The sequence below is a fragment of the Parasedimentitalea nitratireducens genome (assembly GCF_057444295.1).
This window is the reverse complement of record NZ_JBYAXC010000010.1, coordinates 1-24,174: the sequence shown is the minus strand read 5'-3', so window position 1 is coordinate 24,174 and position 24,174 is coordinate 1. Positions and strand designations below refer to the sequence as shown.

21 protein-coding genes are annotated in these 24,174 nt (G+C 56.7%); 10 read left to right on the top strand and 11 right to left on the bottom strand.

The window, feature by feature from the left end:
• Positions 1–4: 4 nt before the first annotated feature.
• The 5 genes from AC2T28_RS20160 to maiA all read left to right on the top strand — a co-directional run bounded on the left by AC2T28_RS20160 (position 5) and on the right by maiA (position 4,178).
• Positions 5–955: an MBL fold metallo-hydrolase gene (locus AC2T28_RS20160; RefSeq protein WP_486750448.1), complete on the top strand. Its 951-nt coding sequence runs from the start codon at positions 5–7 to the stop codon at positions 953–955.
• Between the two features lie 155 nt (positions 956–1,110).
• On the top strand, positions 1,111–2,721 hold the full coding sequence (locus tag AC2T28_RS20155) for an FAD-dependent oxidoreductase (protein WP_486750447.1): 1,611 nt from the start codon (positions 1,111–1,113) through the stop codon (positions 2,719–2,721).
• Positions 2,722–2,725: 4 nt separating this feature from the next.
• Entirely contained in the window at positions 2,726–2,929 is a 204-nt protein-coding gene (locus tag AC2T28_RS20150; RefSeq protein WP_486750446.1) for a DUF2783 domain-containing protein, read from the top strand.
• A 4-nt stretch (positions 2,930–2,933) separates the two neighbouring features.
• Entirely contained in the window at positions 2,934–3,476 is a 543-nt protein-coding gene (locus AC2T28_RS20145) for a VOC family protein (protein ID WP_486750445.1), read from the top strand.
• Positions 3,477–3,542: 66 nt separating this feature from the next.
• Positions 3,543–4,178 (top strand): maleylacetoacetate isomerase, encoded by a 636-nt coding sequence (gene maiA, locus AC2T28_RS20140; RefSeq protein WP_486750444.1) that lies wholly within the window; start codon positions 3,543–3,545, stop codon positions 4,176–4,178.
• Positions 4,179–4,291: 113 nt separating this feature from the next.
• On the opposite strand, the gene AC2T28_RS20135 is transcribed toward maiA, so the two are convergent.
• From AC2T28_RS20135 to AC2T28_RS20120, 4 genes are read right to left on the bottom strand one after another with little or no spacing between them, the layout of a single operon-like run.
• Positions 4,292–5,074, bottom strand: coding sequence for an arginine deiminase family protein (locus tag AC2T28_RS20135; RefSeq protein ID WP_486750443.1), 783 nt, complete (start codon positions 5,072–5,074; stop codon positions 4,292–4,294).
• Positions 5,071–6,684: a 5-guanidino-2-oxopentanoate decarboxylase gene (locus AC2T28_RS20130; protein WP_486750442.1), complete on the bottom strand. Its 1,614-nt coding sequence runs from the start codon at positions 6,682–6,684 to the stop codon at positions 5,071–5,073. The genes AC2T28_RS20135 and AC2T28_RS20130 overlap by 4 nt, the downstream gene beginning before the upstream one ends.
• Positions 6,681–7,868 carry a pyridoxal phosphate-dependent aminotransferase gene (locus AC2T28_RS20125; protein ID WP_486750441.1) on the bottom strand — a complete coding sequence of 396 codons (1,188 nt, stop codon included), beginning with the start codon at positions 7,866–7,868 and terminating at the stop codon, positions 6,681–6,683. The genes AC2T28_RS20130 and AC2T28_RS20125 overlap by 4 nt, the downstream gene beginning before the upstream one ends.
• Positions 7,865–8,512 carry a TetR/AcrR family transcriptional regulator gene (locus tag AC2T28_RS20120; RefSeq protein WP_486750440.1) on the bottom strand — a complete coding sequence of 216 codons (648 nt, stop codon included), beginning with the start codon at positions 8,510–8,512 and terminating at the stop codon, positions 7,865–7,867. The genes AC2T28_RS20125 and AC2T28_RS20120 overlap by 4 nt, the downstream gene beginning before the upstream one ends.
• Positions 8,513–8,602: 90 nt before the next feature.
• Here AC2T28_RS20120 and AC2T28_RS20115 point away from each other — a divergent pair, with 90 nt between their 5' ends.
• Genes AC2T28_RS20115 through AC2T28_RS20100 form a run of 4 tightly spaced genes read left to right on the top strand, consistent with a single transcriptional unit; the run spans position 8,603 to position 11,742 of the window.
• Entirely contained in the window at positions 8,603–9,400 is a 798-nt protein-coding gene (locus AC2T28_RS20115; protein WP_486750439.1) for an ABC transporter ATP-binding protein, read from the top strand.
• Between the two features lie 42 nt (positions 9,401–9,442).
• Positions 9,443–10,213, top strand: a complete 771-nt coding sequence (locus AC2T28_RS20110) for a transporter substrate-binding domain-containing protein (RefSeq protein ID WP_486750438.1) — start codon at positions 9,443–9,445, stop codon at positions 10,211–10,213.
• Between the two features lie 9 nt (positions 10,214–10,222).
• Complete coding sequence (locus AC2T28_RS20105) at positions 10,223–10,975, top strand: ABC transporter permease (protein ID WP_486750437.1); 753 nt, start codon at positions 10,223–10,225, stop codon at positions 10,973–10,975.
• Positions 10,972–11,742 (top strand): ABC transporter permease, encoded by a 771-nt coding sequence (locus AC2T28_RS20100; protein ID WP_486750436.1) that lies wholly within the window; start codon positions 10,972–10,974, stop codon positions 11,740–11,742. Before AC2T28_RS20105 ends, AC2T28_RS20100 begins: the two co-directional genes overlap by 4 nt.
• A gap of 66 nt (positions 11,743–11,808) precedes the next feature.
• Here AC2T28_RS20100 and AC2T28_RS20095 read toward each other — a convergent pair whose 3' ends face one another.
• Genes AC2T28_RS20095 through AC2T28_RS20085 form a run of 3 tightly spaced genes read right to left on the bottom strand, consistent with a single transcriptional unit; the run spans position 11,809 to position 15,779 of the window.
• Positions 11,809–12,588: a carnitinyl-CoA dehydratase gene (locus AC2T28_RS20095; RefSeq protein ID WP_486750435.1), complete on the bottom strand. Its 780-nt coding sequence runs from the start codon at positions 12,586–12,588 to the stop codon at positions 11,809–11,811.
• 3 nt (positions 12,589–12,591) lie between these two features.
• Complete coding sequence (locus tag AC2T28_RS20090; protein ID WP_486750434.1) at positions 12,592–14,607, bottom strand: acetate--CoA ligase family protein; 2,016 nt, start codon at positions 14,605–14,607, stop codon at positions 12,592–12,594.
• Positions 14,608–14,618: 11 nt separating this feature from the next.
• Positions 14,619–15,779, bottom strand: coding sequence for an acyl-CoA dehydrogenase family protein (locus AC2T28_RS20085; RefSeq protein WP_486750433.1), 1,161 nt, complete (start codon positions 15,777–15,779; stop codon positions 14,619–14,621).
• Between the two features lie 160 nt (positions 15,780–15,939).
• Here AC2T28_RS20085 and AC2T28_RS20080 point away from each other — a divergent pair, with 160 nt between their 5' ends.
• On the top strand, positions 15,940–16,806 hold the full coding sequence (locus AC2T28_RS20080; RefSeq protein ID WP_486750432.1) for a GlxA family transcriptional regulator: 867 nt from the start codon (positions 15,940–15,942) through the stop codon (positions 16,804–16,806).
• A gap of 80 nt (positions 16,807–16,886) precedes the next feature.
• Here AC2T28_RS20080 and AC2T28_RS20075 read toward each other — a convergent pair whose 3' ends face one another.
• The 4 genes from AC2T28_RS20075 to AC2T28_RS20060 form a co-directional block, all read right to left on the bottom strand.
• Entirely contained in the window at positions 16,887–19,148 is a 2,262-nt protein-coding gene (locus AC2T28_RS20075) for a CHASE3 domain-containing protein (RefSeq protein ID WP_486750431.1), read from the bottom strand.
• Between the two features lie 500 nt (positions 19,149–19,648).
• On the bottom strand, positions 19,649–21,151 hold the full coding sequence (locus AC2T28_RS20070; RefSeq protein ID WP_486750430.1) for a hypothetical protein: 1,503 nt from the start codon (positions 21,149–21,151) through the stop codon (positions 19,649–19,651).
• The gene (locus AC2T28_RS20065) at positions 21,133–22,476 is read right to left on the bottom strand and encodes a hypothetical protein (RefSeq protein ID WP_486750429.1); all 1,344 of its coding nucleotides are present in this window, start codon (positions 22,474–22,476) and stop codon (positions 21,133–21,135) included. Before AC2T28_RS20065 ends, AC2T28_RS20070 begins: the two co-directional genes overlap by 19 nt.
• An 83-nt stretch (positions 22,477–22,559) precedes the next feature.
• A complete protein-coding gene (locus AC2T28_RS20060; RefSeq protein WP_486750428.1) occupies positions 22,560–23,351 on the bottom strand; it encodes a peptidoglycan-binding protein in 792 nt (263 codons plus the stop codon).
• Positions 23,352–24,174: the final 823 nt, after the last annotated feature.

Genomic DNA, 24,174 nt, shown 5'->3' with positions numbered 1-24,174 from the left:
GACCATGGCCAAGGCATTTGCGTCCCAAGGGGACATGACGGAAAAGAAAATCACCTTCGACGAAATCGGCGAAGGGCTCTATGCCTTTACCGCTGAGGGCGACCCAAACTCGGGGGTGATCATCGGCGATGATAGCGTGATGATTGTCGAGGCGCAGGCGACACCACGTCTGGCCAACAAGGTGATCGAATGTGTGCGCTCGGTCACCGAAAAACCGATCAGCCATGTTGTGCTGACCCACTACCACGCGGTGCGCGTGCTGGGGGCTTCGGCCTTTGGTGCCAGTCAGATCATCATGGGCGACACCGCCCGTTCGATGGTAGTTGAGCGCGGCCAAGAGGACTGGGACAGCGAATTCCAACGCTTCCCTCGCCTGTTCGAAGGCCACGAGTCGATCCCCGGCCTGACATGGCCCACCACCACGTTCAGCGAAGATATGACCGTTTATCTGGGCAACCGCCGTGTTGACCTGATGCATCTGGGTCGTGCGCATACGGCGGGTGATATCGTCATTCATGTCCCAGATCAGAATGTCATGTTCACTGGTGATATCGTCGAAGATCATTCCGCCTGTTACTGTGGCGATGGTCACTTTGCCGACTGGGGCGACACGCTGGACAACATCGCCGCCTTTGACGTCGACGCAATTGCGCCGGGTCGCGGCGGCGCATTGATCGGCAAAGAGGCCGTGGCCCGTGCCATTGAAAGCACCCGTGACTTTGTCGAGAGCACCTATCGCCCAGCCGCCAAAGTTGCTGCCCGCAATGGTACATTGAAAGAGGCTTGGGACGCTGTGCGCGAAGCCTGTGACCCGAAGTTCAAGGATTACGCCATCTACGAGCATTGCCTGCCGTTCAACGTCGCCCGCGCCTATGACGAAGCCCGTGGTATCGACACCCCCCGCATCTGGACCGCCCAGCGCGATCTGGAAATGTGGGAGGCGCTGCAAGGATAAGCGCGGAAAAGGCCAATAAAATCAGGTGAAACGCATTGATCCAGATCGTGTCGCCTTGGTCTGAATAATGAGAAAATAAGCCAATAGTCCCGGCGGGTGCCGCCGGGAAACGATCGAACTGTGCCCATGGCACACCCATCCTGGGAGGAGACCAGATGAACAAGATCTTTGAAGTTCCCATGTACCCGTATGAACGCCATGCGGATCAGGATGCGCCTGCGCCTGTGCGGCACAAGGTCATCGTTATCGGAGCCGGCCCAATTGGGCTGGGCGCTGCGATTGACCTTGCCCAGCAGGGCATCGAGGTTGTGGTACTGGATGACAACGACAAGGTCAGTTTTGGCTCGCGTGCCATCTGTTTCGCGAAACGCCCACTAGAAATCCTCGACCGGCTGGGATGTGGCCAGCCTATGGTCGACAAAGGGGTGCAGTGGAATGTCGGCAAGGTGTTCTTTGATGACCGCGAGGTCTATGAGTTCAACCTGCTGGATCAGGAAGGCCACAAGCGCCCGGCCTTTATCAACCTGCAACAGTATTATTTCGAAGAGTACATGGTGCACCGGGTCCGCGAATTGCAGGCCCAGGGGGCGCCAATCGAAATTCGCGGTCGCAACAAGGTCTCGGCGATTGGCACACATCCGGATCATGCAACCATTGAAATCGATACGCCTGAAGGGTCCTACAACCTTGAGGCCGACTGGTTGATTGCCTGTGACGGCGCCGGATCACCTACGCGGTCGATGCTGGGGTTGGATTTTGTCGGCCGGGTGTTCGAAGATAACTTCCTGATTGCCGATGTGGTGATGGAGGCTGATTTCCCAACCGAGCGTTGGTTCTGGTTCGATCCGCCGTTCAACAAGGGCCAGTCGGCGCTGTTGCACAAACAACCCGATGGCGTTTGGCGCATCGACTTGCAGCTGGGCTGGGACATCGACAAAGAGCGTGAGAAACGCCCTGAAAACGTGATCCCCCGCCTCAAGGCGATGCTGGGGGATGATGTGGAGTTTGAGCTGGAGTGGGTATCAATCTATACCTTCCAGTGCCGTCGCATGGAGCAGTTCCGCCATGGTCGGGTGTTGTTTGCTGGCGACGCCGCGCATCAGGTTTCACCCTTTGGTGCCCGTGGGGCCAACTCGGGCCTGCAGGATACCGACAACCTGTGCTGGAAGCTGAAGCTAGTGCTCGAGGGCAAGGCCCCCGAAAGCCTGCTGGCCAGCTATGATGATGAGCGGATCTTTGGTGCCGATGAAAATATCCTGAATTCCAGCCGGTCGACCGACTTTATCACCCCTAAATCTGAGACATCACGGCTGTTCCGTGATGCGGTTCTGGATTTGGCCGAGCAGTATGAGTTTGCCCGACCCTTGGTGAACTCTGGCCGCCTGTCGGTGCCCTGCACCTATGACGGATCGCCGCTGAATTCAGCCGATGCATTGGCAGGGCCTGCTGCAACGCGCCCCGGTTCGGCCTGCCCGGACGCACCGCTGGGAGATGAGTTCCTGCTGCCAAAACTGGCCGACAGGTTCACTCTTCTAACCATCGACGCCGATGCCCCGGATATCATCGAGGAGGCCGGGATCACGGTTGAGCGGTTGGCGCTGTCGGTCAAGGACGACAAGACCTTGGCGTTGAAAGAGCGTTACCTTGGCGATCTGGATAGTGGCGTTTACCTGATCCGGCCGGATCAGCATGTCGCGGCCCGTCGCCCATCTTATGATGAAAACCTGTTCCGCGCTGCCATTCGCCGCGTCACAGGCCAGGAGTGATATCATGACCGACCAACTGACACTGACCCCGAACATTGATGGAGGCGACGATTTCTATGCTGAACTCCTCGCCTCCCACGAGGGCCTGAGCAAGCCGGACAGCGATGCGTTGAACGCACGGCTGATTCTGGTGCTGGCCAACCAAATTGGAAACCGCGCGATCCTGACACAGGCGTTGGCTGCTGCCGCGCTGAAACCGGAGGTTTAACCATATGAAAATCGAACAAATCCACCACGTGGCCTATCGCTGCAAGGATGCCAAGCAGACCGTGGAATGGTACAACAAGATGCTGAAGATGGACTTTGTTCTGGCGATTGCCGAGGACCACGTTCCTTCAACGCACGAGCCCGACCCCTACATGCATATCTTTATGGATGCAGGCAACGGCAATGTGCTGGCGTTCTTTGAGTTGCCAACAAAGCCAGACATGGACCGAGACCGCAACACGCCGATCTGGGTGCAGCACATCGCGTTCAAGGTCAAAGATCGCAACGTGCTATTGGAGTTCAGGGATCACCTTGAGGCCAATGGGGTTGAGGTTTTGGGTGTAACCGATCACTCGATCTTCCACTCGATCTATTTCTTTGATCCCAACGGCCACCGAGTTGAGCTGGCCTGCCCCGATCCGGCCGAAGAGGCCATGTTGGCCAAGCTGGATGCGGTGAAATGGGAGATGCTGGAAGAATGGTCGAAGACCAAAAAGGCGCCCAAACATGCGGAATGGATGCATTCCAAAGAACTGAGCAACGTTTAAACTGGACAGCGGTGCGTGCAAGCACGCACCCTACACAGACAGCATCCGAGCTGTAGGGGGACAGGGATGAGTGAAACGGTTCTGTATGATTATTGGCGCTCGTCCGCCAGTTACCGGCTGCGTATTGCGTTGAACCTGGCGGGGATTGCGTACCAGGCGGTTTCGATTGATCTGGTTAAGGGCGAGCAGAAGTCGCCAGAGCATCTGGAGCGCAACCCGCAAGGGTTGGTGCCGGTGCTGGAGATCGACGGGCTGCGGATGACGCAGTCGCTGGCGATTTTGGAATATCTGGACACAACCCGCGAGATGGGACTACTGCCCAGTGACCCCGCACAGCGCGCGCGGGTGCATGCGCTGGCGCATTCGATTGCTGTGGATATTCACCCTGTTTGCAACCTGCAGGTGGTGGCCTATGCGGCCTCTAAATCTGACACGCCAGCCGAGGCGCGCGTGGACTGGATGAAGCACTTTATTCGTCCCGGTCTGCAGGCCTTTGAAACGCTATTGGGTGATTTTGAACAGAGCCCCTATTGCACGGGTGACACGCCGGGGTTGGCCGACATTTGCCTGATGCCGCAGATCTATAATGCGCGGCGGTGGGATGTGGATATTTCTGACCTGCCCCTCCTGTTGGCGGTTGAGGCTGCCTGTGCCGAGCACCCGGCCTTTGCCGCGGCCTACCCGGATCAGGTTCAGCCGTAACGCTGTTTCGTTCGGCGGCACGCCGGGCAGCACCCGCCCGCCCCCACGGCGGGTGCTTTTGCACCCACCTCGGACGGGCACTGCCCTTAGTTCTAATTGGATGAGTTCTCGCCTTAAAACCGCAGGGACAGGCAGGACATGCCGCCATCAAGCTTGGCGCATTCGGTGTTGCTGATCTGAACCACGTCAAACCCTTCACGGCCCAGCATTTCGGCGGTGCGTGGAAAGCCAGCCGCCATCAGCACCAGGTTGTTAAAGCGGATCGCATTGGCGGCGGCTTCTTCGCCCTCGGCAACATGCAGCACGCGGTAACCTTCGAAACAGCCCGAGGCATCAAGACGTTTGGTGGACAGGATGGTTTCACCATCCATCAGCGAGCAATCGGTTTTGAAGTGCAGCACACCCGGAGGAGTAAAGACCTCTCGCAGGCTGTGCCCCCATTCGCCGGTGATCTCGGCCAGTTCGGCCACGCCCGCCTCGTCGGTGCGATCAGAGCGACCCACCAGAATTTCCTTAGCCGTCACCAGAATATCGCCGCCTTCGATATGGCCCGGTCCCTTGATCTCGCGCACGTCGTCGTAACAGGCGCGGATTGCAGGTGCCATTTCAGCAACCTCACCTAAGCGCGACGGCGCACCGGGGCGCATCAGGATTGCGCCCTGTGGCAGGCACAGAGTTGTATCCTCGACAAAAACCGCATCGGGGTAGGCCTCCAGCGGGTCCAGCTCGATCACCTCGGCCCCGGTGCTTTTCAGCGCTGCGACATAGTCCGCATGGGCGGCGAGCATCTTGTCCAGATCCGGGGTGCCGATGTCTTCGGCCCGTAGCCCGTCAACAATGCTGCCTGCCGGACGCCTTGTGATGGCGCGGGTGAATTCAAAACTTGGGTTGGTCATTTGCTCTTGTCCTGGTTTGGCACAAACTGCGGTGCCTCGATTTCAATCATGCTGGGGCCTGTAGCGCGGGCCAGATCAGCCAACCCCAAGGCCACGTCCTGAGGTGTGGTACTGCAGCGCCAATAGGGGATGCCAAAGGATTTGGCCGTTGCCTTGAAATCCGGTGGGGTTGGGTCGCAACCCACAACCGTTACATCCACGGCCTCCATCGAGGTGGCGATTTCGCGATAGCCGTGGTTGTTCCACACCACAAAGGTGATCGGCAGGTTTTCATCCACTGCGGCCATTACTTCGGGCAGGCTGAACTGCGCGCCACCATCGCCAACAATGCAGATGACACGGGCATCGGGATCAGCAATGGAAGCGCCTATTGCTGCGGGAATGCCATAGCCAAGGGCACCATAGCCGGTAGCAGCGTTGAACCAGCCGCCTGCACGATCATGGTCGTAGTACAAGTTACCCGCGTAAATGGGCTGAGCTGAATCGCCAACCATAACGGAGTTCGGCAAGGCGTCCCGCATTGCATCAAGGACCAGAACTTGCGAGCGGTAGTCTTCGCCTAGTTCCTGCCAGGCTGCAGATCGTACCTGATTGGCACGTAGCGCACCACCACCGGTTTTTCTGTTCTTAGCTCCCACTTCAGAGCATAGCGCTGACAGCACCTGGCCAGCGTCGGCTTGCAGTGTCAGCTCGGCCTCGTGACGGCCCAACTGTTCGGCGCAAACGTCCACCCGGATCAGGCTCTGCATCTGCGCCATGTGACCGGTGGCATACATGTCATAGTCGGTTGGCCCTAACTCGGTGCCTATTGCGAGCACCACGTCGGCCTCTTCGATCAGATTACGCACGGCCTGCAGGCTGGGGCTGGCAGGCACAGACAGATCATGGCCAAACATCACGCCGCGGGCATTTACGGTTTGCACCACCGGAGCGTCCAGCTTCTCGGCGAGCTTACGCAGAGCTTCGCCGCTCTGCTTGGCTCCACCACCGGCCAAAATCACCGGACGTTGTGCGGATTGCAGCATCTCGGCGGCGCGCGCCAAGTCCTGAGGGTGCGGTGCGGGATGAGCCACATCGGAGGGATCAGAGACTGTTTCAGCCTGCGGAATACCGGCGACATCCAATGGGATTTCAATATGCGTGGGTCCGGGGCGTCCATTTGAAAAGGGCATAAAGGCTTTATTTAGAGCCTGCTCCAGCTCTTCTGGAGCCTTCACCTGTTCGGACATCAATGCCAGTGTTGCCATCATAGCCTGCTGATTTGGCAGTTCGTGCAGATGGCCCATTCCCTTACCTAAGGTTGGCAGAGCGTTGACCCCAGACAGCACCAGCATGGGTACGGAATCGGCCCGCGCCTGTGCCATTGGGGTCAATGTGTTGGTTAGCCCCGGCCCGGTGATGACAAAGGCCACACCAGGCTTGCGCGACACGCGCGCATAGCCGTCGGCCATAAACCCGGCACCTTGTTCGTGACGTGGGGTAACATGACGAATGCCCGAGGCTGCCAAGCCGCGGTACAGCTCGACAGTATGCACGCCAGGAATGCCAAACACGGTATCAACACCACGCGCAGCCAGCTGCGCCACCAGCGCCTCGCCCACACTGGTCATGCGACGGCCTGCTTTAATGCGTTGGCATGAGCCACGATCCGCTGGATCCCGGTTTCAAAAGCATCATCGTCAATAGTAAGTGCCACCCGCACCCAGTTTTTCAAACTGTCGCCAAAGGACGCCCCTGGCATTACGGCGACGCCAGTGGTTTCCAGTAGATCCAATGCGTAGGCTTCGCCGTCCATCCCGGTTGACGACACATCGACAATGGCGAACATGCCGGCCTCGGGCTGATGAACTGTCAGCTCGGTTTCGGAGGTCAGGCGTTCACAGATGATCGCCGCACGGCGGGCGAAGCGCTGGCACATACCTGGGGCCACTTCGGAGCCTTCGCGCACCGCAACCTCGGTCATGTCGGCAATGAAAGGCTGGTTGCCGAACAGCATCGACTCGGACAGGGGCAACAGGGCATCGCAGAACGATGTAGAGCCCACGCACCAGCCGCTGCGAAAGCCGGGTGCTGCGTGGGATTTGGAGATTGAGGACACTGCAACCACACGGTCGGCAATATCGGGAATTGCCAAAGGGGAGACAAAAGTGGAGCCTTCGAACACAAGTTGCTCGTAGACCTCGTCCGAGATGATCCAGAGGTCGTTTTCAACGGCCAGCTTGCCGATGGCGTCGATATCCTCGGCCGTCAGAATAGCCCCGGTGGGGTTGTGCGGCGTGGTCAGCAGGATGGCGCGGGTGCGGGGTGTGATGCGTTCGGCCAGATCTGCCGCCTGCATGCGAAACCCATGTTCGGGGCGCAGGGGGACCGTCACCAGATCAGCACCTGTTGCCCGCACCACACCTTCGTAGGTGGCATACATCGGGTCGCCCACCAGCACTTCGTCACCCTGTTCGGCCACGCCCATCATCACATTGAACAAGGAGGTTTGAGTGCCCGGAAAGCAAAGGAAGTTGTCGGGGGTAAACTCGCGTCCAGTGGTTTGGCTATAGCGCTCGGCCAAGGCCTGGCGCAGGTTCAACTCACCGCGTCCGTCTGAATAAGCTGTGCGCCCAGCACGCATGGCTGAATCGGCCACATCCATCAGCGCAGTGGGAGCTGGGACATCCGGCTCACCAATGGTCATCAACACAATGTCAGCCCCTGCTGCCATCATGTCCTTGGCCTTCAGGTGGACCTCCCACTTGGCCGCGCCCATGCCGGCCACCCGTTTGGTGATCGCAGTTGTCTTCATGGCTGTTTTGCCTTCTGTTCCAAATTCAATCCAATGATGGCACCGACGGATTCCAATCCGATGCTTGGCAGCTCTCCCGACTCAAATGCATCGGGCAATGCGCCGCCCTCCATCCACAATCCATCGATCACGCCGTTACAGGCGGTTGCTAGATGGTGCAGCCGTTTGGGGCTCGCCTCTTGCCCGGCTTCGTTGAGCGCGGCGCGGATCAGGTCACGCAGCTGGTCGCGAAAATAGGCATAGGTACGCTCATGTGTCGCCTTCATCTGCGGGTCGGTCTGCACCTTGTTCAAGAAGCTGGCCCACAGGGCAACCGCACGGGGATCTGCAACCGGTGGTTCCAGCGAGGCGCGGACCAAAGCGGCCAGCTTGTCACGCGCCGATGTGTCGACCTCGGCTGCAAAGGCAAAAGTCTGATCGGTCATTGTGGTCATGTGATGTTCATAGGCTGCGATGATCAGGTCCTCTTTGGAACTGAAGTAATGCCGGATCAAACCCTGGGTCACGTCGGCCCGCTGTGCGATGCCACGCACCGTGGCACCGCGCACGCCATTTTCGGCCACCAGCGCCAAAGTAGCCCGTATTAGAGCCTCTTTTCGCTGCTCGGCAGTCTCGCGTTTGAACTTGCGGCGCTCTTCGCTCACAGGGCTTCCTCTCGGCACGTCAGTAATTATACACTTGCATAATTACGAAGCTTGCGCATTACTACAAGCACAAATGTGAGGAAGCCGGAAATGCCGACAGCTGCATCTGCAGACCCATCACCTGTGCCCGACACGCGGGAAGAGGCCATTCATGTAGAGGATTTGCACAAGTCCTTTGGCAATCTGGAAGTGTTGAAAGGCGTGTCGCTGAGCGCCAGGAAAGGCGATGTGGTTGCCATCATTGGCGGGTCCGGGTCCGGCAAATCTACGATGCTGCGCTGCATCAATTTTCTGGAAACCCCTTCATCAGGGCGTATCGTCATTGATAGCGAAGAGGTTGAGATGAACGCCGATGGCAGCCCGGCCAACAAACGCCAGATCGAGCGCATTCGCACCCGGCTGGCCATGGTGTTTCAGCAATTCAATCTGTGGACCCACCGCACCCTGCTGGAAAACGTGATCGAAGTACCGGTCCATGTGTTGAAAGTCCCCCGTGCCGAGGCCATTGCACAGGCCAAGGTCCTGCTAGATCGGGTGGGGCTGGGCGAAAAAGCTGATACATTCCCAGCTTACTTGTCTGGTGGTCAACAGCAACGCGCTGCAATTGCGCGGGCGCTGGCCGTTGATCCCAATGTGATGCTGTTTGATGAACCGACATCAGCGCTAGATCCGGAATTGGTGGGCGAGGTTTTGACGGTGATCCGCGACCTTGCCGCCGAAGGACGCACCATGCTGCTGGTCACTCATGAAATGAAGTTCGCACGCGAGGTCGCCAACCACGTCGTGTATTTATTTGAAGGCCGCATTGAAGAGCAGGGACCACCTGCCGAGGTCTTCGGCAACCCTCAGTCGGCCCGGCTGAAACAGTTCCTCAGCTCGGTCGCCTAACGGGAAACAGACTCTAAATATGACAATTCAGGGAGAAACGTCATGAAACTGAAGACCATTCTTGCCGCCACAGTTGCTGCGGCCACCCTTGTTGCTGGTGCGGCCAGCGCCGAACAGGTCAAGATCGGCATCGCTGCCGAAGCCTATCCTCCGTTTGCGTCGGTTGATTCTTCGGGCAAGTGGGTTGGCTGGGAAATCGAAGTCATCGACGCGGTGTGCGCCGCTGCCGAGCTGGATTGCGTGATCACCCCAGTAGCTTGGGATGGCATCATCCCGTCGTTGACCGGCCAGCAGATCGACGCGATCATGGCGTCGATGTCGATCACCGAAGAGCGGTCAAAAACCATCGACTTCTCGAACCCCTATTACAACACGCCGGCTGTGATCGTGGCTGACAAGTCCATGGACATCGAGCCAACACCGGAATCTCTGGCTGGTAAGATCATCGGCATTCAGGCCTCGACCATCCACCAGGCCTATGCGCAGGCGTATTTTAAAGATTCCGAAATCCGCGTGTATCAGACACAGGATGAAGCCAATCAAGATCTGTTCGCAGGCCGTATTGACGCCACCCAGGCTGATAGCATTGCCATGGCAGATTTCGTTGGTTCAGACGCTGGCGGTTGCTGCGAAATCAAAGGCCCAGTGGCCAATGACGTCTCTATTCTGGGCAAAGGCGTTGGCGCTGGCACCCGTCAGGGGGATGAAGCTCTGCAGGCCGCGTTAAACGCTGGCATCGCGGCCATTCTGGCTGATGGCACGCACGAGAAAATCACCGCGCGCTATTTCAACGCCAGCATCTACAGCGAATAAGGTCTCGCTTTGGAATTGATCCTCGAAACGCTTGGTCTGGCCGAGAGCGCGCAGCTTTTGTCGCTCTCGGCCCCTGGCTGGGGTGCCAACCTGCTGCGTGGGCTGGCGAACTCTTTGAAAATCGCGTTCGGAGCCTTTGGCTTTGGATTGCTGATTGGGCTTTTCGGGGCCTATGGAAAACTCTATGGCGGGCCGGTCCTTCGCGACCTGTTGGCCATATACACCACTGTAATCAGGGCGGTGCCCGAGCTGGTTCTGATCCTGATCCTGTATTACGTCGGCACCGACCTGATCAACCAACTTGCCAGCGCCATGGGCTATGGCCGGGTTGAGATCAGCGGTGTGGTGGCCGGCATCTGGGTTCTTGGTATTGTGCAGGGCGCCTATTCTACCGAAGTCTTGCGTGGAGCCATTCAGGCGGTGCCACCTGGCCAGATCGAAGCCGCGCGGGCCTTTGGCATGCCCGCCTTTATGACCATGCGCCGGGTAACGATCCCGGCGATGATGGCCTTTGCCACGCCGGGGCTGGCAAACCTGTGGCTAATCGCCACCAAGGACACCGCCCTGCTGGCCATTGTTGGCTTTTCCGAGCTGACGTTGGAAACCCGCCAGGCCGCCAGCAGCACCCGCGCCTACTTCACCTTCTTTCTTGCCGCCGGGGCGCTCTACCTGATGGTGACGCTGTGTTCCGGGGTTGTGTTTGCCTGGATTGAAAAATGGGCACGTCGAGGTCAACCATCACTGCGGGAGGGTCGATCATGACAACATTGAAATCCCTCATGGTTCCGCACCGTATCGTCATGATGGTGCTGTTTGCAGCACTGGTTCTGTGGTGTGCTGTTTTCCTGCGCTGGGACTGGATCCCGAAATACGCGCCACTGGCGCTAGAAGGTCTGTGGGCCACGATTTGGATCTTGGTAGTCACCACGGTTTTGGGTTTTCTGCTGGCCGTGCCTCTGGGGCTCGCCCAGGCGATCGGGCCCTGGTACCTTGCCGCCCCGGCCCGCGGGTTCTGCACCATCATTCGCGGCACGCCCCTGCTGTTGCAGATTTGGCTTCTTTACTACGGTTTAGGGTCTCTTTTCCCGCAATTCCCGTGGATCCGCAGCAGTGAGCTGTGGCCCTACTTACGCCAAGCCTGGCCCTATGCCGTACTGGCGCTGACCCTGTCATATGCTGGGTACGAGGGCGAGGTTATGCGCGGTGCATTTTCAAGTGTCGCCAAGGGGCAGCTTGAGGCCGCCAAAAGCTTTGGCATGCCGCGTTTCACCATGTTCCGCCGGATCTGGTTGCCACAGGCAATCCGCAACGTGTTGCCCACCCTAGGCGGTGAAACCATCCTGCAGTTGAAGGCAACGCCACTGGTGGCAACGATCACCGTGGTCGAGATTTACGCGGTATCATCGCGCGTGCGGTCCGATACCTTTATTGTGTACGAACCACTGCTGTTGTTGGCACTGGCCTATATGGCCATTGCCGGGGTTATCGCACTGGCATTCCGGAAATTTGAAAATCAGGTTCCTCGATAGCCAAACAAAATGGCCTCGCGATCAACGAGGCCATTCCCACTTTTGACCCTAATAGGGGCTTAGTGGCTATTTCCCCTTCCAGACCGGGTCACGCTTTTCGGCAAAGGCACGGGCTCCCTCCAGCTGATCGTCGGACCGATAAAGCATATCAACCGAGGCCAACTGGCTTTTGGTGATGCGGTTCATGGCATCCTGAAACTTGCTATCCTCAGCATCGCGCACGATCTCTTTGATTGCGGCGTAAACCAGCGGCGGGCCACTTGCCAACAGGCGCGCCAGCTCCCAGGAGCGATCCATCAGTTGGTCGGCGGCAACGATCTCGTTTACCAGCCCCCAACGGTGCGCCTCGTCCACGTCGAACCAACGCCCAGTCAGCAGCAGCTCCATGGCGATGTGATATGGGATGCGCTTGGGCAGCTTGATGCTGGCGGCATCGGCAACGGTGCCGGACCGGATTTCCGGCAGCGCAAAAGAGGCATGATCGGCGGCCAAGATCATGTCGGCCGACAGCGCGAGCTCTAGCCCGCCGCCACAACAAATGCCGTTCACGGCGGCGATCACCGGTTTGTTCATGTCACGCATTTCCTGCAGGCCACCAAAGCCGCCAACGCCGTAATCGCCATCCACAGCGTCACCATCGGCGGCGGCTTTGAGATCCCACCCGGGGCAAAAGAACTTGTCCCCACCGCCGGTCACGATGGCCACCCGCAGGTCCGGGTCATCCCGGAAATCGCGAAAGACCTCTCCCATAATCTTGCTGGTTTTCAAGTCGATGGCGTTGGCCTTGGGACGGTCCAGTATGACCTCAAGAATGGCGCCTTCGCGTTTGGTTTTAATCGGAGACATGTCTTAGGCCTTTCGAATAAGAGCATCTACTGCCACGGCCCGGTCAGGCGTGCAGAGCAAGGGGTTGATTTCAACTTCGCTAACCGTGTCAGCGTTGGCAAGGACGTAGGATTGTACTCCCAACACCGCCTCAACAATTGAATGCAAATTGGCGGCGGGTTTGCCACGATAGCCTACCAACAGAGGGGCACAGTTTAGTCGGGTTAGGGCGGCTTCGATATCAGCGGCCTGAACCGGCAACAGCATTGATACCGTATCGCGCAGAACCTCGGTCAGCACGCCCCCTGCCCCGATAGTTAGTACAAAGCCATGCGCCGGGTCGCGGGTGACGCCAACCAGCAGTTCCACCACTGTTCCCGTGACCATCTCTTCGATCAGGATCTCATCTGTCCCGATTTCGGATGCAACGGCAGGGGCATCGTCGGGCGAGATTTCCAGTCTCACCGCAGCGTGCTCAGATTTATGGGCCAATCCCACGCCTTTGATGGCAAAAGGCGGACGCAGTTCTGCAACAACCCTGGCAACATCATCCGCACCGCGTGCGGTTCTGTTCTGGGGAGTGACAACGCCATGGTCCGAGAACACCTGTTTGGATGCAGCCTCGGTCAGAGTGATGATGGCCAAGGCCCTGCCCGGAAGGCACACCGGTTCCGATTGTGGGGTACGCAAGCTTGCAGCCGCTTCGGTGGCGGCCAGTGCTTCGCGTAGCCCCAGAAACGGCACCACGCCTCCGGCCATCAGTTCAATTGCCACATCTGGCGGCATCAACTCTGGCAAAGTGGCGACGACGGCGAAGTTTGCCCGGGTTTCTGCGCGCACCTGAAGTGCAGCCCGCGTTGCGCAACTCCAGTCTGTCGAATCCGTGGTCGGGTAATCCACTATGGAAAAAGTCATGGCGATGTCGTCGCCGGTCATGCCTGACCAGGCCCGTGCCATCGCGGGTTCGTCGCGCCAGATATAGGTGTGGTAGTCGAGTGGGTTGTTCAGCGCCACCATTGGGCCCAACGCGTCGCGCAGCTGTGTTTGCTGGCGGTCGGTCAGGGGCGGGAAGTTCAGGTCCGTCCCAACGGCCATATCCGCGATCAAGCTGGCCTCACCGCCGGAACAGCTGATCGAAGCGATGTTGCCGTTGGGCAATGGGCCATAACAATGCAGCAGCTTTAGAGTTTCCAATAGATCCGGCAAAGCCCGCAGTCGAGGGATACCAAGCCGATCCAGAAACGCCTGCGCCCCTGCATCGCTGCCCGCCAATGATGCTGTATGTGACACGGTGGCTTGCTGCGCTTGCTCGGATGCGCCGACTTTGAGCGCGACCAGCGGTACGCCCTTGTCGTGCGCTTTCTTAGCCAAAGCCTCCCAATCGCGTAGTTTGCCAAAGCCTTCGATATGCAGACCCACGGCGGAAACCCTGGGGTCATCCAACAGCGCCGAGGCGATCTGCGCCTGCGATGTTTGCGCCATGTTTCCGCAGGTCACAACATAGGCAACCGGCAAGGCGCGCTGCTGCATGGTCAGGTTGATCGCAATGTTCGAGCTTTGCGTCAGGATCGCAACGCCACGGCCCACCGGTAGGCAGCCATGCTGATCCGGCCAGAGCAGGGCCCCGTCCAGCGCGTTGACAAAGCCATAGCAGTTGGGCCCCAGGATCGGCATGTCACCAGCCGCCGCGACCAACTGCGCTTGCAGATCATTTCCGGTGGCATCCTCGGCCACCGCCTCGGAGAAGCCTGAGGCAAAGCAGACCGCGCCGCCTGCCCCCATTTTTGACAACTCGCCAACAAGTTCGATTGTGGTGTGGCGATTGACCCCGATGAAGACTGCATCGGGCGCACTGGGCAGATCTGCCAGACCTGGGTAAGTCTGGCACCCGGCGATCTCTTTGGCCTTGGGATGAACCGGCCAGATTTCACCGGAAAAGCCCATGGCCTGAGATTGTTTGAGAACCTGTTCACACCAAGCCCCGCCACCAATAACGGCAATGGATTTGGGCTGGAACAGGCGGCTAAGCGTTTTGGTCATGGCTTGGCACCTTACGCGCCAAGCGGGCGCAATAGATCGCGGGAGATAATGTGACGCTGGATTTCCGAGGTGCCATCCCAGATCCGCTCGACCCGGGCGTCGCGCCAGAAACGTTCGATTGGGAAGTCATCCATCAGCCCCATGCCACCAAAGATCTGTAGCGTGGTGTCTGTGACCCGCGCAAGTGCTTCGGATGCATAGAGCTTGGCAGAGGCAATTTCACGGTTGGAGGGTAGCCCCTGATCCAGACGCCAGGCTGCCGCAAGGGTCAGCCAGTCGGCAGCGTCGATTTCAGTGATCATATCCGCGATCTGAAAGCCAATGCCCTGAAACTTGCCGATGGGCTGGCCGAACTGCTTACGCTCGGCGGCATAGTTCAGGGCATAGTCAAAACAGCGACGTGCCCGACCCACGGAAGAGGCCGCAACGGTGATACGGGTGGCATAGAGCCATTCGTTCATCACGGCAAAACCGCCGTCGACCTCGCCCAGCACCTGCGCATCTGGCAGACGGCAGTCATCAAATGTCAGGATGCAGTTCTTGTAACCCTTGTGGCTGACCGAGTTATAGCCATCGCGCACCTCGAAACCAGGTGTGCCGCGATCCACCAGGAACGTGGTGATCCGTTTTTTCGGACCTTTGGGTGTTTCATCTACGCCGGTTGCAACGAACACGATAAAGAAGTCAGCGTGTTCAGCGCCGGAGATAAAGTGTTTGGAGCCGTTGATGACCCAATCGCCACCTTCACGTACTGCCTGACATTTCATGCCGCGCACATCTGACCCGGCGTCTGGCTCGGTCATCGCCAAGGCATCCATCCGTTCACCGCGTACTGCGGGAAGGAGATAGCGTTCGCGCTGCTCCGCGTTACAGGCCATCAGGATATTCTGCGGGCGGCCAAAGAAATGGGTCAGCGCCATGGAACCGCGACCAAGCTCGCGCTCAACCAGCGTAAAATCAACATGGCTGAGGCCCGCACCACCAACTTCCTCGGGGAAGTTGCAGGCATAGAATCCTAGGTCGATGCACTTTTGCTTGATCGCCTCGCCCAGTTCATGCGGCACCTGTCCGGTACGCTCGACCTCGGCCTCGTGCGGGTAGATTTCTTTCTCAACAAAACTGCGAACGGTTGAGACGATCATCTCTTGTTCTTCGGACAGGCCAAACTGCATCGCGCAGGCTCCTTTAACTCGGTGACTGCAGAAATTAGATCGCGCATTGCGTTGGACTGGCGTGCAGAGTTAGGCTTTGATCATGCAGAGTTCCCCAAAAAACACATCTAGAAGGCAGAGTTTTGACATCCTACTGTTCGATCAATTCTCGAACCATTGTTTGGCCAATACGATCGAACCCCTGCGTGCCGCCAATACACTGGCGCGGCAACCGCTATATGACTGGCGATTTCTGACGATGACGGGTGATCCAGCATCAAGCTCAAGCGGTATGCAGGTCGCCCCACATGACGCGCTGATGGATGCCGCAGGTGAGATGCTGATGGTCATGCCGTCCTATGGCTATCGTGCGTGGGACAACTGGGACACCATAAGAGGGTTAAGGCGCGCGGCCAAGCGATATGACACCTTAGCTGGGCTGGACACCGGCAGTTGGCTGCTGGCCAGCGCTGGCTTGCTGGACGGGTATCGCGCCACCATTCACTGGGAAGAGCTGGCCGGGTTTGCCGAGGCCTTTCCGCTGGTTGATAGCTTGCGCGAGCGCTTTGTCATCGACCGGGACCGCATTACCTGCTCGGGCGCCATGGCGGCGTTTGATCTAATCATGCATCTGATCGGCGAGGGTAATGGCCAAATGCTGGCAATGGAGGTGGCGCAGCTGTTCATGACACGCGATTCTGCTCGGTCACACCGATCGCAAGCCAGCACCAGTAGCAAGCTGGTAGATCGCGCGCTGGCGATCATGCAGGAGAACCTGGAAAGCCCATGGGCTATTGGTCGTATTGCGCAGCAAGCAGGGTGCACCCAAAAGTCGTTGGAAATTCGGATGAAACAGGAGCTCAAGGCAACGCCACAAGCCGTGTACCGGCGGCTAAGGCTAAATCTAGCGCGTAAGCTGGTGTGTGAAACAGATCAGCCTGTTTCGGAAATTGCCAGTCGCTGTGGCTATGACAATGCCAGCGCGATGACCCGTGCGCTTAAGGCAGAGTTCGGCCAGACACCTCGTATGTTGCGCAATCCAGCCTAGCACCGGCGGGCCAACAAAAAAGGGCAGACCTTAGCGGTCTGCCCTTGAATTTGATTACGATGTTTGATCACACCCGAAACTTAGAAGTCTTTCCAGACAACCTGATGATCTGTGCCAGTTGCTGCTTCCTCGGGCCACGCGTCGTCCTCGACATCCCAGCCTTCTGGCGCATCCATTGGCATGCTTGCTGGGGCGGCAGGCGCCACAGTTGCGTGTGAAGCGTTGCCATTGCCGATTTCGAAATGGTTCATCAATTCGGACAGCTTGGCAGCATCCGTCTTGAGCAAGTGCCCCGCTGCTGTAGCCTCTTCAACCATCGCCGCGTTCTGTTGCGTCACTTGATCCAACTGGGTCATACCGGTGTTGATCTCGTTCAGACCGATTGACTGTTCGCTGGCCCCTTCGGCGATACCTGACACAAGATCAGTGATGTGGCTAACCTGGCCGACAATGCCCTGCAGGGCTTCACCCGCCCGACCAACAAGGTCCACACCCCGTTCAACCTGCTTAGAGCTGTCATCAATCAGCGTCTTGATCTCCATCGCAGCGTCCGAGGACCGTTGCGCCAAAGCCCGGACTTCGCTTGCCACAACAGCAAATCCACGGCCCGCTTCACCCGCCCGGGCTGCTTCGACCCCAGCATTCAAGGCCAACAGGTTGGTCTGGAATGCGATATCGTCAATCACCGAGATGATTTGTGAGATCTGGTTTGAAGACTGTTCGATTTCAGTCATGGCGGTTACTGCGCTTTGAACAACCTCTCCGCTGGCTTTAGCCTCGCCTCCGGCTTCCTTCATGGTGCCCTCAACACTGCGCGCACCGTCAGCGGCAGAATTCACCGATGCAGTCAGTTCATCCAGTGCCGCAGCGGTTTGTTCCAGCGTAGCGGCCTGGCTTTCGGTTCGGTGAGACAGATCATCCGAGGCCTGGCTGATCTCATCGGCGCCATTGCGAATGCTGCTCGAGGTGTCGACAACCTGCCCCACAATTTGATGCAGTGTCGTCACCGTTGTGTTGAAGTCCTGACGAAGCTGTTCGTAGTCTTCCGGGAAGACCTCGTTGATCTGGACTGTCAGTTTCCCTTGGGACAATTGCGCCAAACGGTTGCTCAATTTTTGTACAACCGCGTTTTGCTCGGCATCTCGTCCTTCGGCTTTTTGCTTCTCGGCGTCCTGCATCTTCGACAGCTCATCTCGGAACACCTCAAGCGCGCGGGCCATTTCGCCCACTTCATCGCCGCGGCGCTGCCCCTTGATGCGAACCAAATTATCACCTTCGGCCAGTTTGCCCATCGCAACGGTAATGAGTTTTACGGCATTCGAGAGGTTGGTGCCAATCCACAATGCCAGCGCAGCACCCAGGATAAGGGCAACAGCAATCGCAGCCGGAATCATGGTTTTGGTCGAGGCCGAGGTTTGCTCATTCGCGGCCTGACGCACGTCCATCAAAGCCTGTTCTTCGGCCTCGAAAGCTGCCATGACAGACCGGAATCCATCGAAATAGGTTTTACCCCGACCCTCTTTCACCAAGTCCGCCATGTCATCCATGGTTGCGGCATCGCCAATCACGCGGCGCATCTCCAAAATCGGTTCAACAACTTTGCCCTGCCATTCTGAAATGATCTCAGCGGCTCGGTCCAAGCGTTCGACTTGGGATGGATTTTCGCTGACTGTTTTGGTCAGTTCTGCAATCAGTTTTTCAAACTGCACGGCCCCATTCTCAAAGGGCACCAGAAAAATTGGATCACCCGCCAACAAGAACCCACGCATGCCCGTTTCCATATCAACGGCGGCCGCAAGAATATCCTTGGCAACGCTGATCACCCGATAAGTGTGCTCGACGTGTTTCATCCCTTCGTCGATAGCGACTGCGTTGATAAAGGGGCTGTTCATGATGGTGGCGAGCTTTTCCTTACGCTGTCCCAGCAGCGCTTGCTCGGCCTCGATGAAGGCCGCAATTTCGACACGAAACTTGTCAAAATAAACACTGCCCTTGGCCCTTTTCACTTCTTCCGCCATGTCGTTCATCGTCAAGGCTTCGCCAATGTCGCGACGCAACTGAATGGCGCCTTCGGCTACATCAGTCTGCCAACCGCGCAGGGCTTGCTCGGCCTCCTGCAAACGCGCCACCTGAGGCGCATTGTCACTGACCGTTGCGCGCAGGCTTTCCAAGGCCTGATAGGCCCGTTCCTGCCCACCGAAATAGGGATTCAGATACTCGTCCTGACCGGCCAGCAAATAGCCCCGGAGGCCAGTTTCCATATCAACGGCTGATGCAATGATCCCCCGCGATTCACCCAGGACATTCTGAGTATGTTCTACCAAGGCCGTGGTTTTTTCCATGTGATTCAAGTTCACCATCGTGAAGACGCCGACCCCCAGCATCAACAGCAATGGAAATAGCGCAACCGATATAACCTTCGGTTTTGTCTTGAGATTTGCGAGTGATAAGCGCCGTTTCTTGGGCAGTTTACTCTCAGTCACAGCAGTGTCCTTTTCCTAATGTTGCCGGCACATAGAACACAGTGAAATGAAGATAGGGTTTAACTTCACGAGCTTGTTAAGATGTTCGCTATTTTACGTTGCAAAAGAACGGCGCCGACAAAGTATCGGCTGACGTGAGATCGCCACAAAGACAAAGCCGCTTTTACTGCAGAACCGAGTTTTCAAAAAGCTGCCTGGAACGAGACGTTCCACCCGCCATAATCTTCTGTCAGCTTCAGCGTCCGTTTGTTATCAGATCCTACGTAACCAAATCTCGTTAGAGCGGCCACAATTAGCCAATTCACGTGTTCCTTGGCTCCACATGGAGCAGGAATGCCAAGCAGCCTTCTATTTTAGGTTCAATAGCTTGACAGACAAAGAGTACTTCCACGTTTGACGCTCTGCTCGACATTTGTATGTGAGGATATTTGTTCGAAATCGGTACCAAATGTGGTTGTGACCGTGGTGTCTTCATACCGGTCGCGATAACCGTTACATCGATCATCGTCGTCATAAAAAACCCGATTTGAATTCGCGACTGTGAGTTTGTAGCCTTCAAGTGTTTCAAGATAATCAGAGGTTACCGGCTCTGGACGTTCGAGCCCCTCGGGAAAGCGCGGCCACAGAACAACCCGAGTTTCTCCCCTGTCAGGGCAATCAAACCTAAGTGTTTTTGCGATCTCCAGTGACGTTGGGTCCAACAAATCGACCCTTTCGTCTTCGCAAGAAATCTCGGCATGCAAATAGCGCCCCGCCAGCAAATCATGTTCCCAATAGTCAACCTCCCGAACGTGTTCTCCATCCCAAGTGGCAATCCGTTTAATGTCGTCAGAAATTCTTTCAGATCTATACAGGGTTTCAGTAGGTCTCTCGTCGACCCATTGCTGATAGGCGGTAGCCTCGGCGTCATAGGCACTTTCGTCCGGGATCAGTTCGACCAAAATCTGTTCGGTTTGGGTGGAAATATCATCGCGCTCTGCCTGGTAATCTTGTACCTTGTCCGCTGGCACATATCGGGCTGGTATCCCATCCCTGAGCTTCTGGGCCGCAGCCTCTACCTGTTGCCGAATTTCAGCAATCTCAGCAGCTGATCTGGCGGCGTATAGCATCGAGGTCAGGCGATCGAATTCGGATATTGCATCATCAACAGGCAACCCCAACGTCTCGCTCAGAACTGCTAGCTGACGTTGTGATCCAGTGATCATTTCTGTAACGGATCTCTTGTCAAAACTCTTATGAATCCACCGCAAGGCTTCGCCCAGGGCAATTTTCCCTGTGACTTTCAGGTCGTCAACATCCCCACACAGGTTCGGTGTGGTCATTACTGACTTGGCGGTATCCTTGGACAGTGGCACACCTTGGAAATCGGTCATGAACTCAGCCCAGTTGGGTGATCCGGTGACGTTGTAACTCCATTTGTCGCCCGGCTTGGCCGGGGCGCCTGCATCAAACGTTACATAACCTTCGGCCACCACAGAGACCGCATAGAGAGACGAGCAATCATATCCGGCTGGCCTCCCCCGAAACCCCATCGGAATTTTCACATCATACAGTCGGATGTTGTCCTGAATGTCCGGTGGCAGGTTCTTGACCAAAAAATTCGCCGGCGCCCCCTCATACGCGGGGTCATTGGGCAGACGTATCGCGGCAAATCTTGGCAGTCGCCAGCGAATTTTCAGGTTTCGAGTCGGCTCGCCCATCAAAGAGCTGAGCTTCCACTTCACATCATAATCAACCGCAATTGATGCACCGTGGATGCTTTCAGCAATCAGTTTCAAGTCCCTTTGCTCACCTTCAAAAGCCGCAGCAGTCAGCGGACAAGCCAAGGCAAATGCGGCTGCGATCAGTTTTCGAACAGCCATGTGCCGAACTCCTCTTTAAACTCTTCTTCCCGGTTGAAGACCGACAGTATGACGTTTTGATGATTGTTGCCCCACCATTGCAGACGATTTTCAGGCCGATGTGACGTCTCAGCCGGTTCACCGTCAGGGGCAAGAACGATCTCCATCTCCACTTTGGCGCTTTCGCCCGGGTAAATCGGTGGTTCAGGCTTAATGGTTTTCCATATGCCGGATCGGAATGGGTCAACCTGCAGCGAGTTCAACACCCCATCTGTGTTGTTAGTGAGCGTCAGGGTCAGGACACCCTTGCCGTTGTCGACCTGCCAATCCCTACCATCCACGGTCACACCATTTATCCGGTCGGTCGATGATCTAAATTTGTCACCAGAGGTTGGCCGGGTGGAAACGCGGTAGGTCGAGAATTCAGCATCCAATCGTTTGACAATGTTCAGGAAGGTATTGGCCTGAGCTGTTGGAAACTCTAAGGCGATGGACTGCACTTGGGACATGTCGGGCGAGAACAGATATTTCTCAAAAAACGTATTGGCACCACGCTGGCCGCTCAGAAGGAACCAGTCTGCCCCCACTTGGCTGCGCTTCAACTGCTCGTGGCGGCCGTGGCTTAAAAGCTGTGATTTATAGTCCTGAACGTTACGAATGAGGGTTAGGCCGCCGGTAATTGCCAGAACAGATCTTGCGTCAGTGCTTCGAAAAATCCGTACCGAAGAGCTGTTGGTCTCTGTGGTCGCATACAATACATTCGCCGGATAGCTGACCGTCCAACCTGCTGCCGTATTCTGATACTGACGCCAGTCCGTCTCCTGCGGTCCTGTTACACGGTCAATAATCTTTTGCGCCGCAGAAATCGCCCGATTTCTGCGGTCCTCCTCAGATTCCCAATTGGATCCTACATAGGTAAAATTGGCGGCCATCTGTTCGGCGATTGGTTCATAGGTCGCGCTTTGGTTCTGATCATATTCCAATAGAAAAGCGCGGGCGAAGTGGCGTTTCTTGTCAAAAACGTATTTTGCAAAATATCTGGTTGAATTGCGCTGGCCAGCCAAGGCAAACCAACCGTCGCCCTGGGTGTGCATGGCACCGCGAAACTGCACATCACGCAACAGGTCTTGCTGGAAAGCCTGGTAGTCAGCCGCCGATCTGACTGCGCTGAAAATAACCAGTTTGGCGGCTTGGTTTCGACTGACATAGGTCTTACCAAGTCCGCTTGGCCCAGAAACAGCCGACATCAAACCTGCGGGATATTCGATTTGCCAGCCTAACTCGTGAACATAGTTCCGCCAGCCAGGATCCTGTTGCGCAGCACTACCGTTGGCCACACTCAACATTGCAAGAGACAGACAAGTGGCTTGCCCAAATTGCTTGGCGCGCATCAAGACAGAGGAAGCAAAAGTGTATTGTGACAGACGTCTCAACCACATTGGCAAAATGCTCCCAATGCAGCCTGACTTCCCCGGCCAAAAGCTCCATCAATTGGTCCGTTGTAGTACCCTCGACTTTTCAGCTGCCGTTGCAGATCTCTAGCGATATCCTTGTTCGCGAATAGTTTCCCCATAAGGTCCCTGGCCTGCCTATCCCCCTGCGCGGCGGCTGTACGAAACAGGATTGCCGCCTCCATGACATTCCTGCTGACACCACGACCATCGCGGTAAATGCGACCAGCTGCTGTCAATGCCCTAACTTCCCCCTTACCTGAAGCTCGGAAATACAGAGCCAGGGCTTCGTTGCTGTCCTGAGAGACCCCTAGCCCACCTTCGTACAAGGTCCCTAATCGATACATCGCCGAGGCATGACCTCTGTGAGTGGCGTTTGAATACATTTCGGCCGCCCGCTGATAGTTTTGCGGAACACCCCGGCCTTTTTCGTACATCCAACCGAGGTTGTACTCGCCGTTCCGATACTCCTGATCAGCCGAGAGCTGATACCAATACACGGCCTCGGTATCGCTTTGTGGCACCCCTCGTCCTTTTTCATACATTAGGCCCAAATTGAACTGCGCAGGTGCATACCCTTGGATAGCAGCAGCCCGGAACAGGCTGGCGGCGTCCTTACTCCGGTCAGGAGAGTTCTTTCTATCGCGGTAGATGGTGCCAAGATTGAACAAGGCAGCGCGATAGCCCATGTTCGCTGCCTTGAAATACTCTCGCAGCGCCATTTGCTTTTGCCCAACGGCATCCAATGCGCGGCCCAACTGGAAGTACATCCGAGGTTCGTTCGGGTATTTCAGAGAGGCTCTCTTGCATGCAGGGATGGCTTGGCTTGCATTAATCTCCGAAAACTTGACACCTGAAACTCCAGCCGGGTTATCTGGGTTAAGTGGGTTGGCGGCAAGCGTGTCACATTGGCCCAGAATAGATGCACGGCTTTCGTTTGCCATACCAGAGACCGGGGAGAGTCCCCACAAAACAGCGAGCATCAACGCACCAAATTTGGTAGAGTGTTGTATTGTTAGGTAGCGCTTCCTGTGTTCATCCATTCTCGGCTGATTAAGGGAATTCAGGTCATTGCTTTTGAGTTGCATTGGCAACCCGGCCCACTGGCCAGATCTCAGCCAAATTACCTGCAAGTATCTCTTCATCCATCGGCCTTCTTCAGTCATTAACAACATACCATGCAATTGTCTGCCGGTGATAAGACTGCCATCATTTTGTGAGCGCACCAAGCGCTCAATTGTTGCAACTTTTAGAGCGCCTTCACCATGGTCATATTTTCAAGTCGTGGTACAGGTTCAGTCTTCGATCTGTGTTGCAATTCGAATGATCGAAGAGCAGACTTTACTGGTTGTGGCAGCAAATGTCCGGTTTCCACCGGTGGTTTCGATAGGCCTTGTCAGCTTAAGGCAGAGAGAGGTCATTGACGAAAAATGCAGCATGGTCGGCTTTGGGCTGTTCATTCCCTAACACCCGTGTTCCTGTGTTGCGCGACCGCAACGCCCAGTTTCCTCGAGTATGGACCTGTCGCGATTGTGTGCCGCCCCAAGTGCTCGTTCAGGCCACTTTCCGTTCGAAAGTGACCGGGCTTTTCCA